Here is a 15027-nt window from a genome sequence, read left to right as displayed (position 1 = left end):
AAGGTTTTAGCGAACAGAGTACCTTTGCTCAGGAGTTGACGCAGGTGATTCTGATGTTCATCGCTCAGCATTACGTGTTGCTTTTTCATACTCCTAAAATACTATAATACTTAGTTTACAGTGTATTAATATAGAACGCAGATTTTTATGATGATTATGATTTACACAGATCATAATCATCATAAAAATCTGCGTTCCATTAATGCTGGCAAAACTAGTCGTAATTGTTGACTAAATAGTAATCAATGATGACTATATTTATTGAGTGTATCTTTGCTAATTAAAAAGACTGACAGCATGAAGAAAAAGAAACTAGCGAAAGAGTTGTCTATGTATATGCAGCATAATGACCGCAACTGGGGGCGACTGATTGCCGTTACCAAGCGTCTGTCGGACTTATGGATGCAGCGGGCGATGAATGAGAAATCGACTATTCCGTTCAAAGCTTCCTTTATGCGGTTTTTGACGAATATCAGCCTGGATGGTGTTACGAATCAGGAACTGGCCCGACGAGCGATGCAGCCTAAACAGGCCATGAGCCGAACGGTAAAAGAAATGGAAGCCCAAGGGTTGATTGCAACCGAACGAAGTAAACGCGATGGCCGCAGTTCAAAAATCACGTTGACAAAAGAGGGACAAAAGCTGTTGCTAACGGCTAAGAAAGAGCAGGAAAAGCTAACCGATACCTATAAAGCGCTCGTCGGCGAGGAAAACTTTGCCACAGCCGTAGAGGTGCTTTACCAAATCATTGCCTATCATGAATCACTTAGTGAAGTAGACGCCGATGGCGATCAGTTTTCCATTATTCAATAATCCACCAGCCGTAACTCTCAGGTTCGATCGTAACCGGAATTTCGACTTCATATTGTCGGTTTAACGTATAGGTTTTCGCTTTTCTCTCGCCCTGCCTGATTTGGGCCGTTTGTCTGAGACCCGTGTAGTACAATGGTAGTTTTATAGTTCGCGAAAGTCTGGTATTTAATGGATTGAACAACATAACCAGCCCTTTTTCTTTTCCACTTGGATTGATGTGCATGATACCATCCCAGTCGCGGCCGTCGGGTCGGCGGAGGTGAATCAGGTCGGAGTTTAGGATAAGGCGATACTTTTTTGACCAGTCGATCACCCGTTTTACGGTCTGCTTGGTTGCTTCGGTATCATATAGGCGAGGGCCCCGGTAACAGGCCTGAACGCCCGCACCGTAGTACTGCATCATAAGTTGTTCATAATCGCCCAAATGTTCGCTTAGTGGCTCCAGCACGGCTTCGGGACCGCCCCCCTGGTATTTGGTGAGGGGTACAAATCCCCAACTCATAGCCGATGTTTTTTCCCAGGTTCCGTCGAAAATGTTCTGTCGATTCAAGAGTTTCTGCTGTTCACGAGAGAGCGAAAAATTGACTTCCCGATAGCCCAGGGCAATTTTGTTGGTACCGTCCATAAAATACCAGTCGGGTGCGTTGATATACACACCCCGCTCGTTCAGGAATCGGTAAAAGCTCTTCTGCATCTCCATCTGTACCCATTGCGAATCGTCCAGACCTTTGTGACCGGGGTGTTTGGTGGAAGCGCAAACGTCGCCCGGATAGGGACCGTCATGTTCCAGCAGATCGAATCTGGTTTCGATGATGAATTTTTTCAGGCTGTTTAAATAGTTGATCCCCCACTGGCTGGCCAGGCAGGGCGCATGACCAAAGAAGGCTCCTTTGTCGGGTAGGCCGGTTTTGGGGTCAATGACATCATTTTCGTCGTCGATTCGGCGACTGCTGAACAGTGAATAGCCGCCCAGTAAAATGCCTTTGGCGTGCGCATAATCGGCCAGGGCTTTGAATTTCTGTATGTTTGCCTGACTCGTATCTTCCATGTTAAGCTTACTGCCGAAGCTCAGAATCACCATCTCGTAGCCGGTTTCTTTGCATTGGTCAATCACATTTTTGACGACTGCTGGATCTGTACTGACCAGATGCATGAAAATCGGGTTCTGCGTCGTCCAGGGGGCTATTGTCTGGTAAAAACGTCGGCGGGCTAGTCCGTTGCGTTCACGGTCATACGAATCGAGCAGTAGTTCATACGTACGAATGGAGGTGTAGCTTTGCGTAGGAGCCAGATCAATACCCACGCCGACGGTTGGGTAAACTTCCAGCAGACAGGGTGTTTCATAGTTGTAATTGACCTGCGATGTGTACAGCGAATCGGTATGCCAGTGTGTGGCCTGATCAGAGAGGTCGTATCGCATGGCATTGTTGAAGGCAAAGTTGTTTTCGATGTAAATCCGTTGCGGTTTTTTCATCTGGTCGGGCTTGCCAACCACGGCCGATTCTTCTTCAGGAGTAGCTAGTACCTCGCTGATAATCTGGTTGATATGGATTGGATAGGTCGATTTATTGGCAAGGGTTACCCATTTGCAGAGTGTAGGAATGCCATCGTAGAGCGCGTAGTGTACGATTACCTCAACACCATTGAGTTCAGGTAGGCTGGAATCAAAAACCAGTTGAAGTTCCTGACCAGTTGGCTGACGACGGTTCATGGTCCAGGTGCGTGGCTGCCAGTTCAGGTAGGGTTTTATGGGCGATACCGAGAAGGTTTTAAATTGAAAATCACTTGTGTTGGCCGTAAACTGATCAATCCAGTCTTCGCGTAAATAAGCATGTTCTTTCTGCCCATATAACCCGCCGACCTGATACGTTTTGCCGTTCAAAACTAGTATCGCTTCGGGCCGTACCGACCGAACAAATTGTTCACCTGTAGTCAAGTTTTTGTAATCGACCGTAGCCAGATTGGGCGTGATTCGGAACCGACGTGTCAGTAAGCCGTTGGCCAATACAATATCTTTCCCATTGGTTGTCATGTAAACACCCGCTTTCTGCGTAACGGGACTTATCAACCAATCACCAGTAAACGCACGGGGTTGATAGATAGGTAATTTTTGAGTTTGGGAAAAGCCAAGTGTTGCCAGCAGACAGCAATAGAACGTGCAGAAAAGCGGTCTCATCCAATTGAAACGTTTGGTTATAAGCGCACCAATAGGTAAGACAAAGCAAGGAACGTATGATTTTCTAATCGCTCGTCCGCGATGCAATCGCGGACGAGCCAACAGATATATAGAGAATTTAACCTGCTATAGATTGATAAACAGATAGGTATTCCTGGGCGCTTTTTTCCCAATTGAAACGGGCAGCGTTTTGGACAATGGCTTTTTTCCGCTCAGGACACTCGGCGGCTACCATACCTTGACGAAACGTTTCCTGGATAGCATCGGCTTCAAAGCTCGGGAAATAGAAGGCCGCATCGCCCCCTACTTCGGGCAGGGAGGTACGGTCCGATAGAAAAACTGGTTTGCCAAATTGCATGGCTTCAATAACCGTTAGACCAAAGCCTTCGGCAAGCGACGGGTGAACGAGGGCTTTGCAGTTTTGCAGATACCAGATTTTAGCTGTTTCTGATACCATACCCAGTAAATGCAGTCGGTTAGCCACCCTCAACTGTAACGCCTGTTGTTGCATGTTGGCCGCATAATCAGGATCGTCGTGATGGCCAATAATGATCAATTCCAACTCTGGATTCGATTCCAGCAAAGGCAACAGGACATGGAAATTTTTCTTTTGATTTAGATACCCAATACCCAGTACAAATTCCCGCTCGGGTTTATACATACTTGCCTCTGTTGCTTCTACATCAGGTAGTTTATTGACCCCATTATGAATAACGTGGACAGGTTTTTCGCCAACATTACAATGCGTGAGTACATCGTTTCGGGTAAACTCAGATATGCAGATGATGGCATCACTCTGATCGATCAGTGATTGCGTATGTGCCAGACTTTTCTGCTGAACATCGTCGGGTTTCCCCTCATGTAATACGTTCAAATCGTGTATCGTCAGCACGACTTTAAGGTTTGGAAACCGCTTTTTATCAGGCAGAATTCGGCCTGACTGAAACGGCGCATGCCACACACGGCATTTGAGCAGAAATGGTTGGAGCAGTTTATGCCACTTCTGCTCGACCAGGTGGTAGGGTTGGGGATTGAGCGACAATTTTTTGCGGGGCGGCAAATACATGCGCATCAGTGGCTGGTCTGTTTCTACCAGCAGTTTATTGATATGTTCACCCAGATTCTGGCAGTAATGATACAGGCCAGAATGCGGGAATTTCATCAGGTTGCAGTCAAAAATGATACGGGACATAAGCCTAAAAAGAGGATTGAATCAGGGCCGCACAATCGCTTTTTAGCGTTTTATGCAACATTATCACCTAACAACCCGTACTGTTAATACTAAACCCTTCGTTGCACCACCTATACCTTTTCTCGCAGTTACACGCTCAGAATTGCCTTAATCCGAAGGCCAGGGTTTGTTCTTGCAGGCCGAAAAACCGGCGTATTAGTCGTATAACTGTTCGAGTAGGTGGTCAGTTTTAAAATTCACTCAGTTTCTCAACGTTAGGAGGGTTTCTATTATGATGCGTGTCGTTTTTGATTGTGAGCGAATGAAGTATGTCAATACGGGCCTATACTATTATTGCCTTAATCTGGGCAAGGCGCTGCGGGATACGATGAGTCGGGAGGAACTGGCTGTCTTTATCCCAGACCATGTTCGGGCTATATTTGAGTCATCGACAACCTGCATTGCTCAGCATTCATTGCAAAAGTTTCTGATGCCATCGGTAAGTCAGTACAATATCTGGCATAGTACCTACCAGAGTTCGCAGTACCTGCCCCGCAGGAATAAGAAAATTAAGGTGTTGCTGACGATTCATGACCTTAATTTTCTACACGAAGACAAGCCTGAGCATAAAAAAGCCCGTTGTCTGGCTCAATTACAGCAGAATATTGACCGGAGCGATGCCATTGTCTGCATTTCCGAATTCACCAAAAAAGATGTACTGGCCCATTGTAAGGTCGATGACAGACCCATTTATGTGATTTACAATGGTACCAATCGGCTGCACCAGCCCGTATTGATGCCACGTTCGTATCGACCCAGAATTCCGTTCCTGTTCAATGTGGGGGTGATCACCCGTAAGAAAAATCAGCACCAGATTCTGCCTTTACTGCAAAAGAACCCATCTCTGGAACTGATTCTGGCAGGGCGGCATGAGGATAAGGATTACGCCCATTTTCTGCGGCAACATGCATCCGAACTGAACGTTGACGACCGTATGCATCTGGTCAATGAAATCACGGAAGAAGAAAAATCGTGGTATTATCATAATTGTCAGGCGGTGGTGATGCCTTCTCTGGCCGAAGGGTTCGGGCTACCGGTTACCGAAGCTATGTCGGCGGGGAAGCCGGTCTTTTTGTCGATGCATACTGCCCTGCCCGAGATCGGGAAAGACCTGGCTTTTTACTTCCATGATTTGGATAATATGAATCTTGATTTTATGGCGGGTATGCAGCAGTACAAACGCGCTGGCAATCAAATGATCGAAGCGTTAAAGGCATACAGCGCCCAATTTAACTGGGAAGATTCGGCCCGAAAATACATGAATGTGTACCGATCACTGGTTTAATTAATTGAGTGAATTAGCGATTGAGTGATTGAGTGAATAGTGGTAAGGTAGATTTATTTGCTCAATCACTCATTCACTCAATCGCTCAATAAAATAGATCAAAGCACACCGAATGAAGATTTATAGGCGGCTGATGGCCTATGCCCGGCCTTATGGAAAATTCGTTATACCCTTTTTTGTATTTACCCTTATTGGGGTGTTTTTCAACGTATTTCAGTTTGCGTTGATCATTCCACTGCTCAACTTCCTCTTCGATCCCATCAACACAGCCGATGCCGCCCGGTTTGCTTCGGTACCCGAGTTTCGATTCTCGCCCGCGTATTTTAAAGATACATTCTACCATTTTATTTATCAGTTCAAAACGACCAACCCAATACACGCGCTCTATTTTCTGGCGGGTATGATCGTGGTGTCGGTTATTCTGACCAATCTGTTTCGGTTTCTGGCGCAGCGTTGTCTGTTGAATGCCCGGACGTTGCTCGTCAAGCGATTACGCGAAGCACTCTTTGAAAAGATCAATTCGCTACACTTGGGCTATTTTACCAAAGAACATAAAGGGGATCTGCTTTCCCGGCTGAACAGCGATGTGTATGCCATTGAGAGTGTGGCTGGTAGTTCTATCGAAGTGGTGTTCAAGGAGCCTTACCTGCTGATTGGGTATTTCGTGGCATTATTCGCTATTTCGGTCAAACTCACCCTGTTTACGCTGGTCATTATCCCGATTTCGGCGGTGGGCATTGCAGCAGTGACCAAGAAACTCAAAAAAGAAGCGCAGGACGTCCAGTCGTCGATGGGGCGGATGCTGACCCTGATGGACGAAACCTTGCTGGGTATGCGGATTATTCGGTCGTTCAACGCGACGGGTTTCGTGCTTAAGCGATTTAGTCGCGAGAATGATTTCTACCGACAGGCCAGCCTGGAAGGGTTCAAACGACGGGAACTGGCTCCGGCTTTTTCTGAAGCGTCGGGGGTGTTTGTGGTGGCCTGTATTCTGGTGTATGGCGGCAGTCTGGTACTGAGCAGCCAGAGTAATCTGCAGGCCAGTTCATTCATTGCGTTCATCGCCATTTTTTCGCAGGTGATCCGCCCAGCCAAGGCCATTGTGGTGGCCTTGACGAATATTCAGCAGGGGCAGGCTGCGGGCGAACGGATCCTGGAGTTGCTGGACAAGCCTATCGAAATTGAGGATAGCCCAACTGCGCAGGAGCTGAGAAGCTTCCGGCGAGACATTGTTTTCGAGGATGTCAGTTTTCAATATGGCGACAAACCTGTGTTGAAGAACATCAATTTCCGAATTTCCAAGGGCCAGAAAATAGCGCTGGTAGGCCCTTCGGGTGTCGGCAAATCGACCATTGCCGACCTGATTCCCCGATTCTATGAAGCCGCACGGGGTAGTGTGAAAATTGATGGCATCGATGTCCGGGACTACACCATGGAGTCGCTACGACAGCAGATGAGCTTTGTCACGCAGGAGATCATTCTGTTTCACGACACGATTTTCAACAACATCGCCCTCGGTCGGCCCGATGCCAGTCTGGAAGAAGTGATTGAAGCAGCTAAAATTGCCAACGCCCATAATTTCATTATGGATACAGAAGATGGCTACAACACTGTCATCGGCGACCGGGGCCTTCGACTGAGTGGAGGGCAGCGACAACGGTTGAGCATTGCCCGTGCTGTGTTCAAAAAACCCTCTATCCTAATTCTGGACGAAGCTACCTCGGCGCTGGATATTGAATCCGAAAAGTCGGTGCAGGAAGCGCTGAACAATTTGATGGAAGGACGTACCACGCTGGTAATTGCCCACCGGCTCAGCACCATCAAAGAAGCCGACGAAATTCTGATCATGGAAGGCGGCAAAATCATTGAGCGGGGTAATCACTACGAATTGCTCAACAGCAAAGACAGCGTTTACAAGCGGCTGAACATGATGCAGGAACTGGTTCATTGAACATCTGCTAAGGTGATAGAACGCGGATTTTTATGATGATTATGATTTACACAGATCATAATCATCATAAAAATCCGCGTTCTATTGAGATATATAATCGACTGCTTTATCAAAGCGGGTCAGTACTTTATCCCAGGTGTAATTTTGCTCGATGTAGGCTTGTGCTTTTTCAGCCATTTCATGCGAATCGCTGGTTGAAAGTTGCTGAACCGCTTGTTCAAACCGCTCGTACTCGGCAAATAAAAAGCCACCCTGACTGAGTTCGATATGGTCCTTCAGAATCTCGCATTTTTCGTTGGCAATTACAGGAATACCATAGGCAAAACTTTCCAGCGTCACCATCGACAAACTTTCGTACTGCGACGGAATTACCAGGGCTTTAGCGCCTTTCAGCAACGAAACTTTTACGTCTTCGTCAACAAAACCGGCGGTAATGATGTCGGGGTACTCAGGAATCGTCATGAACGCCTGACCGACAAGCACTAATTTCAGCGGAGACGGATGCCCCTGTTTATACTGGATGAAATAGTCGAACAGCATATCGCATCCTTTAGCTTCGGCAATTCGCCCGATGTAAATCAGGTAAGGCGCATCGGTTTTCAGGATCGAAGCGGCTGCGTCGGTCTTTGGGGTTTCCATCGTGTCGATGCCGACCCCAATCACATCGTTATAGATCGTTTCGTTTTTGAAGAACTGATGAACAAATCGTCTTTCGCCTTCTGTAAGGAATAAAATAGCGCGGGGTTTATGAAACAGCGGTTTGAAAACGGGTAGGTAAATCGGTGTTTCGTCGTGAGCGGTCGGAATAAAAATGGACTTGTGCGGGGCAACGTTCAGGCCGGCGATTGTGGGGTAATACAGATAGGTAATAAAGATCAGCGCATCGTATTGCTGATGGTTTCGCTGTAGGTACGTAATCAGATCAGGTGTGTAAGGTCCCTGCGCTTTGGCCCATAACCAGCTATACCGCCTGACCGTTTTGCCGACCAGTGCCCGACCCCACATCCGAATCTGGCCAAACCCTTCCCACTCTTCAGGCCGCGACCATTTTTTGATTTTGTGTTCGGCTCGGCCGCAGGCTTTTTCCTGTCGTTCATACTCCGTGGCAAACCGACGGACGCAGACGCCATTAATGGTTGTCGTTTCGGCTGGATACCAGTTAGCCCAGGTAATATATTCCAGCGCACAACTGGTCAGTACATCGACTTCGTAAGTGCCGGTAAGTCGTTCGGCCAGTACCCGACAGTAATATTCGGCCCCTCCATTAACTTCCAGTCCATACCGCTGAACAACAAAGGCTATTTTTTTCATGTAATGAATGCTGTCGAATCATCCAGGCCGAAGTAGTAACGTATACGGCTTCCGTCTGATTGTAGAAAGCGATTCTTACGAGAAAGTGTTTTCAGATTGACGAACTAATCGTCCAGCGCCTGATAGACCATCACATCAAATTTTCTGTCGAGTTCACCGCCGTAGGAGGTTCCCCATAGTTGCTTCATCAGCACAATAGAAATTTTCTCTTTCGGATCGACGATATAGTGCGTGCTGAAGGCACCACCCCAGGCGTAGGTACCCACACTGTTGAGGTCGTTGTTATGTCCTTTTTCGCCAATAACCCGGAATCCCAGACTAAAATAGTTTCCGGGTTCGGGAAATAGCGTGCCGGTTTGATCGCTTTGGGTAAACAGGTCGATGCTTTTGCGGCTCAGGAATCGCTTGCCGTTGTAGACGCCGTTGTTCAGCAGCATTTGCAGGAAAATCGCGTAATCATACGCAGTACTCGATAATCCCCCACCGCCTGAATAGTAGGTTTTGGCGCCTGTAATTGGGTAATCTGGATCGACGGGTAATGTTTTGATGCTGGACGTTTTAACCAGCTTTTTGTCTTTATCTTCGGAATACAGTTGCACAAGCCGGTCTTTCTTCGAATCGGGGAGATAGAAGTAAGTATCTTTCATACCCAGTGGTTCGAAGAGTCGCTTTTCAAAAAACTGCGACAGAGTTTGCCCCGACACAACTTCGACCAGATAGCCAAGCACGTCGATGCTTAGGCCGTACGTCCATTTTTCACCGGGCTGGTGATTGAGTGGTTGTTTGGCCAGTTGTTTCACCATTTGCGCAAGGGTATAGTTCTGCGTTACAAATGCATCGGGTATACCTCCGGCTTTGGTATAAATGGCTCGCATCCGGGGATCGCTGGCAATGACGTTGTAATTAAGCCCCGACATGTGTGTCAGCAAGTGACGGATCGTAATTTCCCGTTTCGCAGGGATAGTTGTATAGGTACTGTCTTTGTCATTGAACTTATCCAGCACAACGGGCTTGGCAAACTCAGGAATGTATTTACTGATGGGATCATCGAGCATGATTTTACCCTCTTCGTGCAACATTAAAACGGCCAGTGAGGTGATGGCTTTGGTCATCGACGCAATCCGATAGATGGCGTCTTTGGCTAACGGCTTATTGACGTCAAAATCCGATTTGCCGAAGGCTTTGTAATACACAATCTTACCATCCCGAACCACAATGGCCCCTACGCCCGGAAATGCTCCTTTGTCGATATACGACTGGATGAGCCCGTCGAGTCGGTTGAGCCGTTCCGAAGAGAACCCAACTGTTTCGGGTGCCGCCGTCGTCAGTAGCGGTGGATTTTGCTTCGTGGACGTTTGGGCTTGAGCGGATAACGTGGTCAGCGCTATCAGTACAAGTGCGCGAAGAGTATACTGGAGATGCATAGGGTTAACGGATAGGTAAACGTATTCTTGCAATAGAGTTAATTGTCAACGTCCTTCACGTTTGGGCGGTTGTCGTTGAGCCGTTTTTCGTAAGTAATTCGGAATTTACTCAGATCAGGCTTATAAAGTCGTTTTCGTCTTAATTCATACTGATAAATGGTCTGGCCTAACTGATACAGGAACGGATGGCCAACGGTGTCATATTCGTACTTGTCGTCGTTCAGGATACCGTCGCTGTTGACGTAAATAGTAGCCGTCAGCATGTACTCGACCTTGTTTTTGAAGTCCACCACATACGACGCATCGGTCAGGAACCCATACGCCCAACCTACTTTGTTGAACACCCGAACATCGGCGGGCATCTGGTGGTGCAGGCTGTCCATGAAGAAAAACTTTACGTAGCTGTCGTAGTACTGCTTAGCGTCATATTTCGGATAATTTGTCTCGCCCGGATATTGCGACAGGTACTGATAAACGAGTCGATAGTCATCATCGGTCAGCATGAATCGTTGTTTCGGCGCAACCGATTCGGGAAACAAAACCGACTGCAAAACTTGCTGAAAGGCTTCCAGCGGAAATTTATTCCGTTCGGTAAAGTTAAATGGTTCATGCACTAGACTGTCCCGAACATAATAGCCTTTCCCCAGTCGGGCTTCACGTCGGAAATCGAACGGGTCGGTATTAAACGCTGCCGGTTGAGCGTAAAGTAAGCTGCCATCTTCTTTAATGAACCGGATGGGATTCGTGTGTCGATTTTCGTCGGCCGTCATGCGGACAAATCGGTGTGTAATGCGCGTATCCAGATACCCTTTGGCATGCAGCGAACGATTGATTCCGCTTTGCCCAACAAACTCATACATGCGGCTGTAAGGGTCATTTTCACTGACCAGAAACGCTTTTTTGATGCAATGGGCAATGGATGGGTAACCGCTTTGGGAAGTAGTATCTTTCCACTCCCTTGTCTGTTTGCTATAGGCGCTGTCGAACTGTATGGCAGTGTATTTCGTCACACCCGGTTGATTAAGCCTGTTCAGTTTTTCGAGCGAAAGCAAGGCTAATGGCAGTTTTACGGTCGAAGCGGGATTGAAGTATTCTGTGCTGTCAACGCGGAAATAGTAGTGTTTGAAGGTGGGCTTGTTGGTTTTATTCCGGTCAATCTGGGTGTAGATAATTTGCAGTCGATACGTATCGGGATGGCGCATCACTTCCTTGAAAACAGCCGTTTGATTGGTAGCTAACAGCTTGCTCAGAAAAGCGTCCGTTCGAGGTTGGGCGAAGGAGGGGAAGAATGAATACAGAAAGAGGATCGTGATGAAGTGTTTCATAGCGGATAGGATAACCTATATTTTTCGACAGGATTCACAGAAGGAATATGTCTTCAAAATCCTTTAATCTTGTCAATCCTGTGGATCCGTCGAAAATATCATTGCACCTGTTGCTCAAACAGTTTGTCCAGTGTTTCGGCTGCATTGGTACACAGGCCGGGGTGTACGGGCGATGTTTGCACAACGGTGCTACGAGTCGATGTCAACCAGCGGAATCGTTCAGCAATGGCTAGTTTACCAATGGGACCACCCTCGGCTTTGCCCGCACAGATTCGTTCAAAAGCCCGCAGCCGCCCGGTCAGTTCGTCTAAGTCCAGTTTTGCCGAAAATGCTTTAAGACGCGCTTCATGAAGCGCAAACCGCGTTTGCAAAAAGCCCTGCGCCCGGCAGTAAACAATAACACCTACGTTCAGAAACTCCTGCCGTTCGACGCAGGGAACCACCCGGATAATGGCGTACTCAAACAAGTGCTTTTCTGGCATTCTTCGCTTCGTTGACAAATAGTTCGGATGAGGCCAGCCGGTCCTCTAAAAATCGGGCGTATACCTGCCGTTGATCGGAGGGAGATTCTGAAGAGCCGTTATTCATCAGCCAATCGTCGGGCACCAGTGATACAATGGCCTGAATAGTTGCTGGTGTAAGCAACTGCCGGAATTCGGCATCGACCGTATCCAACTCCGTTGCCTGGGGCAGCAATACATGGTCTTTGATCTGCGAAAATGGCCGCTTACTTTGTTCGGGCCAGGCTGGGCCGGTATGATGCACGTAGAGCGACGCCCCATGATCGATCAGCCACAGCTCCTTATGCCACATGAGCATGTTCGTGTTACGCGCCGTTCGGTCCACATTCATCACAAACGCATCGAGCCAGACTATCTGTGAAGCCAGCCGGGGTGTAAGGTCGTTCAGAATTGGGTCGAAGGTGATGGCTCCCGATAGGTAGTGAAGCCCTAAATTTAGCCCTTCGCTGGCTCGTAGCAAATCCTGAATCTCTTCGTCGGGTTCGCTGCGCCCAAAGGCCACATCCAGATTGATAAAGACAATTTCTGGTATACGAAAGCCGAGCGTTCTGGCTAGTTCGCCCGCAATCAATTCAGCAATTAGCGCTTTCGTTCCCTGACCGGCTCCCCGAAACTTCAGCACATATAAAAAATCGTCGTCCGCTTCAACAATAGCCGGGAGCGAACCGCCCTCACGCAAGGGAGTGACGTAGCGTATAACGTTGACTGTTCGAAGTTCAGGTTGAATAAGGCTCACAGCGTGTAATTAGGCAAGTTCGGGCTTCCGAGAAGTTGAGCATCGTTTGCCGCTCCGAAATTTAGAGCAAAAAACTGAAAAAGCAGGATTGAGTAGGGATGTTGGGTTTTTACTTTACAGGTTTAACGTACCGATACGATAAACGGCCCATGCGTCGAGCCGCTTTTAAATACTTTTACAACGGATATTCGCTAAACCGAGCAACTCCTCTCGCCCAATCCCAATCCCTTCAACATGAAAAAGAGCTTCTATCTGAGTGCTTTGTTCGCCTTACTGCTCCCCTCACTTACTCAAGCGCAACATTGGTACAAAGGCAATCTGCATACACACTCGCTGTGGAGCGATGGCGACGACTATCCTGAGATGATCATGGACTGGTACAAGGCCAATGGGTATCAGTTTGTTGGCTTATCGGATCATAATGTGATTCAGGACGTTGAGAAGTGGGTCAATGTGCCACACCAGCCCGATCGACGCCGGACGTTCGACCGCTATCTGCGTACCTTCGGGCCGGATTGGGTCGTGTATAAGAAAGGTGGGAACGACTCACTCAGGGTGCGACTGAAAAAGCTGGATGAATACCGAAGTTATTTCGAGGAGCCGGGCAAGTTCATGATTATCAAGAGTGAAGAAGTGTCGACGGGGTATCAGAATAAGCCCATTCACATGAATGTGACCAACGTAAAGAACCTCATTCGACCCTTGCCCGGCAATAGTGTGGCCGAGGTGATGCAGAATAACATTGATATGGTAGTAGCCCAACGACGGCAGACGGCCCAGCCCATGTTTCCTCACATCAACCATCCGAACTTTTACTACGCCATCAAGGCCGAGGATTTGATGCAGCTTCGGTACGAACGTTTTTTTGAGGTCTTCAACGGGCATCATCTGGTAAATAACTATGGCGACAGTACCCACGAAGGCACCGAATCGATGTGGGATAAAATTAACCTGCATTTTCTACAGCAGGGCCGTCCGCTGATGTACGGACTCGGTACCGACGATAGCCATAATTATTACTTTTTTGGACCATCGTTCAGTAATTCGGGTCGGGGTTGGGTCATGGTCGATGCACCAGAGTTAACCCCCAAAGCAATTATTGAATCAATGGAAGCCGGACGGTTTTATGCCAGTTCGGGCGTCACATTGAAACAGCTCCCTCAGGTGGGTAATTCGCTGGTTGTGCGCGTCAGCGCGGAGAAAGACGTAACCTATCGGATTCAGTTTTTCGGTATTCGAAAAGGAAGCCAGCGGGCCGAACTCCTTAAGGAAGTTACAGATTCGGCTGCGACCTATGCGCTGACGGATGACCTTGTTCTGTTACGGGCCAGGATCATTTCTAGTAAGCCCAAGTATAATCCGTTTATGCCCGGCGATGTGGAAACGGCCTGGACGCAGCCCATTGCCAACAAACAGATACCACCGTCAATCGCGGGTATTACGCCTTTGCCCAATGCCCACGCGCACAACGACTACGAGCAGTCGCGGCCGCTGTGGGACGCCCTCGAGAACGGTTTTACGAGTGTCGAAGCCGATGTGCATCTGATCGGTGACACGTTATACGTGTCGCATGACCGGCCATCCTTCAAAAATGCTGCGGCAACCCTTGAGGCTCTGTACCTGAAACCATTGGCCGAACGAATCCGCCAGCATAGCGGTCAGGTATTCCCAGGATACAAAGGACCATTTTACCTAATGATCGACGCGAAAACCGGGGCCGATAGTACGTATCAGGTATTGGCCAAAGTTCTACAGCGGTATCGTTCTTTAGTAACGTCAGGCAGTAAAAATCAGGCTGGTCCAGTCACCATTGTCTTGTCGGGAAATCGGCCTATGTCGGCTGTAGCGAAGGCAAAAGATCATTTGGTAACGCTCGATGGCCGACCCTCCGATTTGGGGAAAGGGTATTCAAAAGCAATTATGCCAATCATTAGCGATTCGTACCCTAATCAGCTTAGCTGGCGCGGTCAGGGCGACATACCTACGGCTGAGTTTCAGAAACTTCGTCAACTGGTTGAGAAGGTACATCAGGAGGGAAAGAAGTTTCGTCTGTGGGCCAGTCCCGAAGATCCGCTTGTCTGGGCTAAGTTGCGCGAAGCCGGAGTCGATTTTCTGAGCACTGATCAGCAGGAACTGGTGCGGGATTTTTTGACGAAAGGCGGGGTTAAATGAGGAAGCTGTTTAACCATTTACAAATTGATCCCAAATAGGGACGTTTTTGTCATTCCGACCGGGACGCGTAGTCGCAGGAGGA

General features: G+C 48.1%; 11 protein-coding genes. 4 read left to right on the top strand and 7 right to left on the bottom strand.

Annotation, left to right across the window (positions count from 1 at the left end; translation table 11 throughout):
• Nucleotides 1-297 precede the first annotated feature (297 nt).
• Nucleotides 298-813, top strand: a complete 516-nt coding sequence (locus ACYVFD_RS35530) for a MarR family winged helix-turn-helix transcriptional regulator (protein WP_461095376.1) — start codon at nt 298-300, stop codon at nt 811-813.
• Here ACYVFD_RS35530 and ACYVFD_RS35525 read toward each other — a convergent pair.
• Together ACYVFD_RS35525 and ACYVFD_RS35520 are read right to left on the bottom strand one after the other, a co-directional pair.
• Nucleotides 803-2989, bottom strand: a complete 2187-nt coding sequence (locus ACYVFD_RS35525; RefSeq protein ID WP_461095375.1) for an alpha-galactosidase — start codon at nt 2987-2989, stop codon at nt 803-805. The two genes, ACYVFD_RS35530 and ACYVFD_RS35525, sit on opposite strands and share 11 nt — an antisense overlap.
• A gap of 118 nt (nt 2990-3107) precedes the next feature.
• Nucleotides 3108-4151, bottom strand: a complete 1044-nt coding sequence (locus tag ACYVFD_RS35520; protein WP_461095374.1) for a glycosyltransferase family 4 protein — start codon at nt 4149-4151, stop codon at nt 3108-3110.
• A gap of 331 nt (nt 4152-4482) precedes the next feature.
• On the opposite strand from ACYVFD_RS35520, the gene ACYVFD_RS35515 reads away from it, so the two are divergent.
• Together ACYVFD_RS35515 and ACYVFD_RS35510 are read left to right on the top strand one after the other, a co-directional pair.
• The gene (locus ACYVFD_RS35515) at nt 4483-5505 is read left to right on the top strand and encodes a glycosyltransferase family 4 protein (protein ID WP_461095373.1); all 1023 of its coding nucleotides are present in this window, start codon (nt 4483-4485) and stop codon (nt 5503-5505) included.
• 112 nt (nt 5506-5617) lie between these two features.
• The gene (locus ACYVFD_RS35510; protein ID WP_461095372.1) at nt 5618-7456 is read left to right on the top strand and encodes an ABC transporter ATP-binding protein; all 1839 of its coding nucleotides are present in this window, start codon (nt 5618-5620) and stop codon (nt 7454-7456) included.
• A gap of 81 nt (nt 7457-7537) precedes the next feature.
• Here ACYVFD_RS35510 and ACYVFD_RS35505 read toward each other — a convergent pair whose 3' ends face one another.
• The 5 genes from ACYVFD_RS35505 to ACYVFD_RS35485 all read right to left on the bottom strand — a co-directional run bounded on the left by ACYVFD_RS35505 (nt 7538) and on the right by ACYVFD_RS35485 (nt 12773).
• Nucleotides 7538-8767 carry a glycosyltransferase family 4 protein gene (locus tag ACYVFD_RS35505; RefSeq protein ID WP_461095371.1) on the bottom strand — a complete coding sequence of 410 codons (1230 nt, stop codon included), beginning with the start codon at nt 8765-8767 and terminating at the stop codon, nt 7538-7540.
• Between the two features lie 104 nt (nt 8768-8871).
• Nucleotides 8872-10191 (bottom strand): serine hydrolase domain-containing protein, encoded by a 1320-nt coding sequence (locus ACYVFD_RS35500; protein ID WP_461095370.1) that lies wholly within the window; start codon nt 10189-10191, stop codon nt 8872-8874.
• A gap of 38 nt (nt 10192-10229) precedes the next feature.
• On the bottom strand, nt 10230-11516 hold the full coding sequence (locus ACYVFD_RS35495) for a serine hydrolase (protein WP_461095369.1): 1287 nt from the start codon (nt 11514-11516) through the stop codon (nt 10230-10232).
• Between the two features lie 98 nt (nt 11517-11614).
• Complete coding sequence (locus ACYVFD_RS35490) at nt 11615-11998, bottom strand: DUF3037 domain-containing protein (protein WP_461095368.1); 384 nt, start codon at nt 11996-11998, stop codon at nt 11615-11617.
• A complete protein-coding gene (locus ACYVFD_RS35485) occupies nt 11976-12773 on the bottom strand; it encodes a HipA family kinase (RefSeq protein WP_461095367.1) in 798 nt (265 codons plus the stop codon). The genes ACYVFD_RS35490 and ACYVFD_RS35485 overlap by 23 nt, the downstream gene beginning before the upstream one ends.
• A 234-nt stretch (nt 12774-13007) precedes the next feature.
• On the opposite strand from ACYVFD_RS35485, the gene ACYVFD_RS35480 reads away from it, so the two are divergent.
• Nucleotides 13008-14945 (top strand): histidinol-phosphatase, encoded by a 1938-nt coding sequence (locus tag ACYVFD_RS35480; protein WP_461095366.1) that lies wholly within the window; start codon nt 13008-13010, stop codon nt 14943-14945.
• Nucleotides 14946-15027: the final 82 nt, after the last annotated feature.

The sequence above is a fragment of the Spirosoma gilvum genome (assembly GCF_054776815.1).
This window is presented reverse-complemented; position numbering and strand designations above follow the sequence as displayed.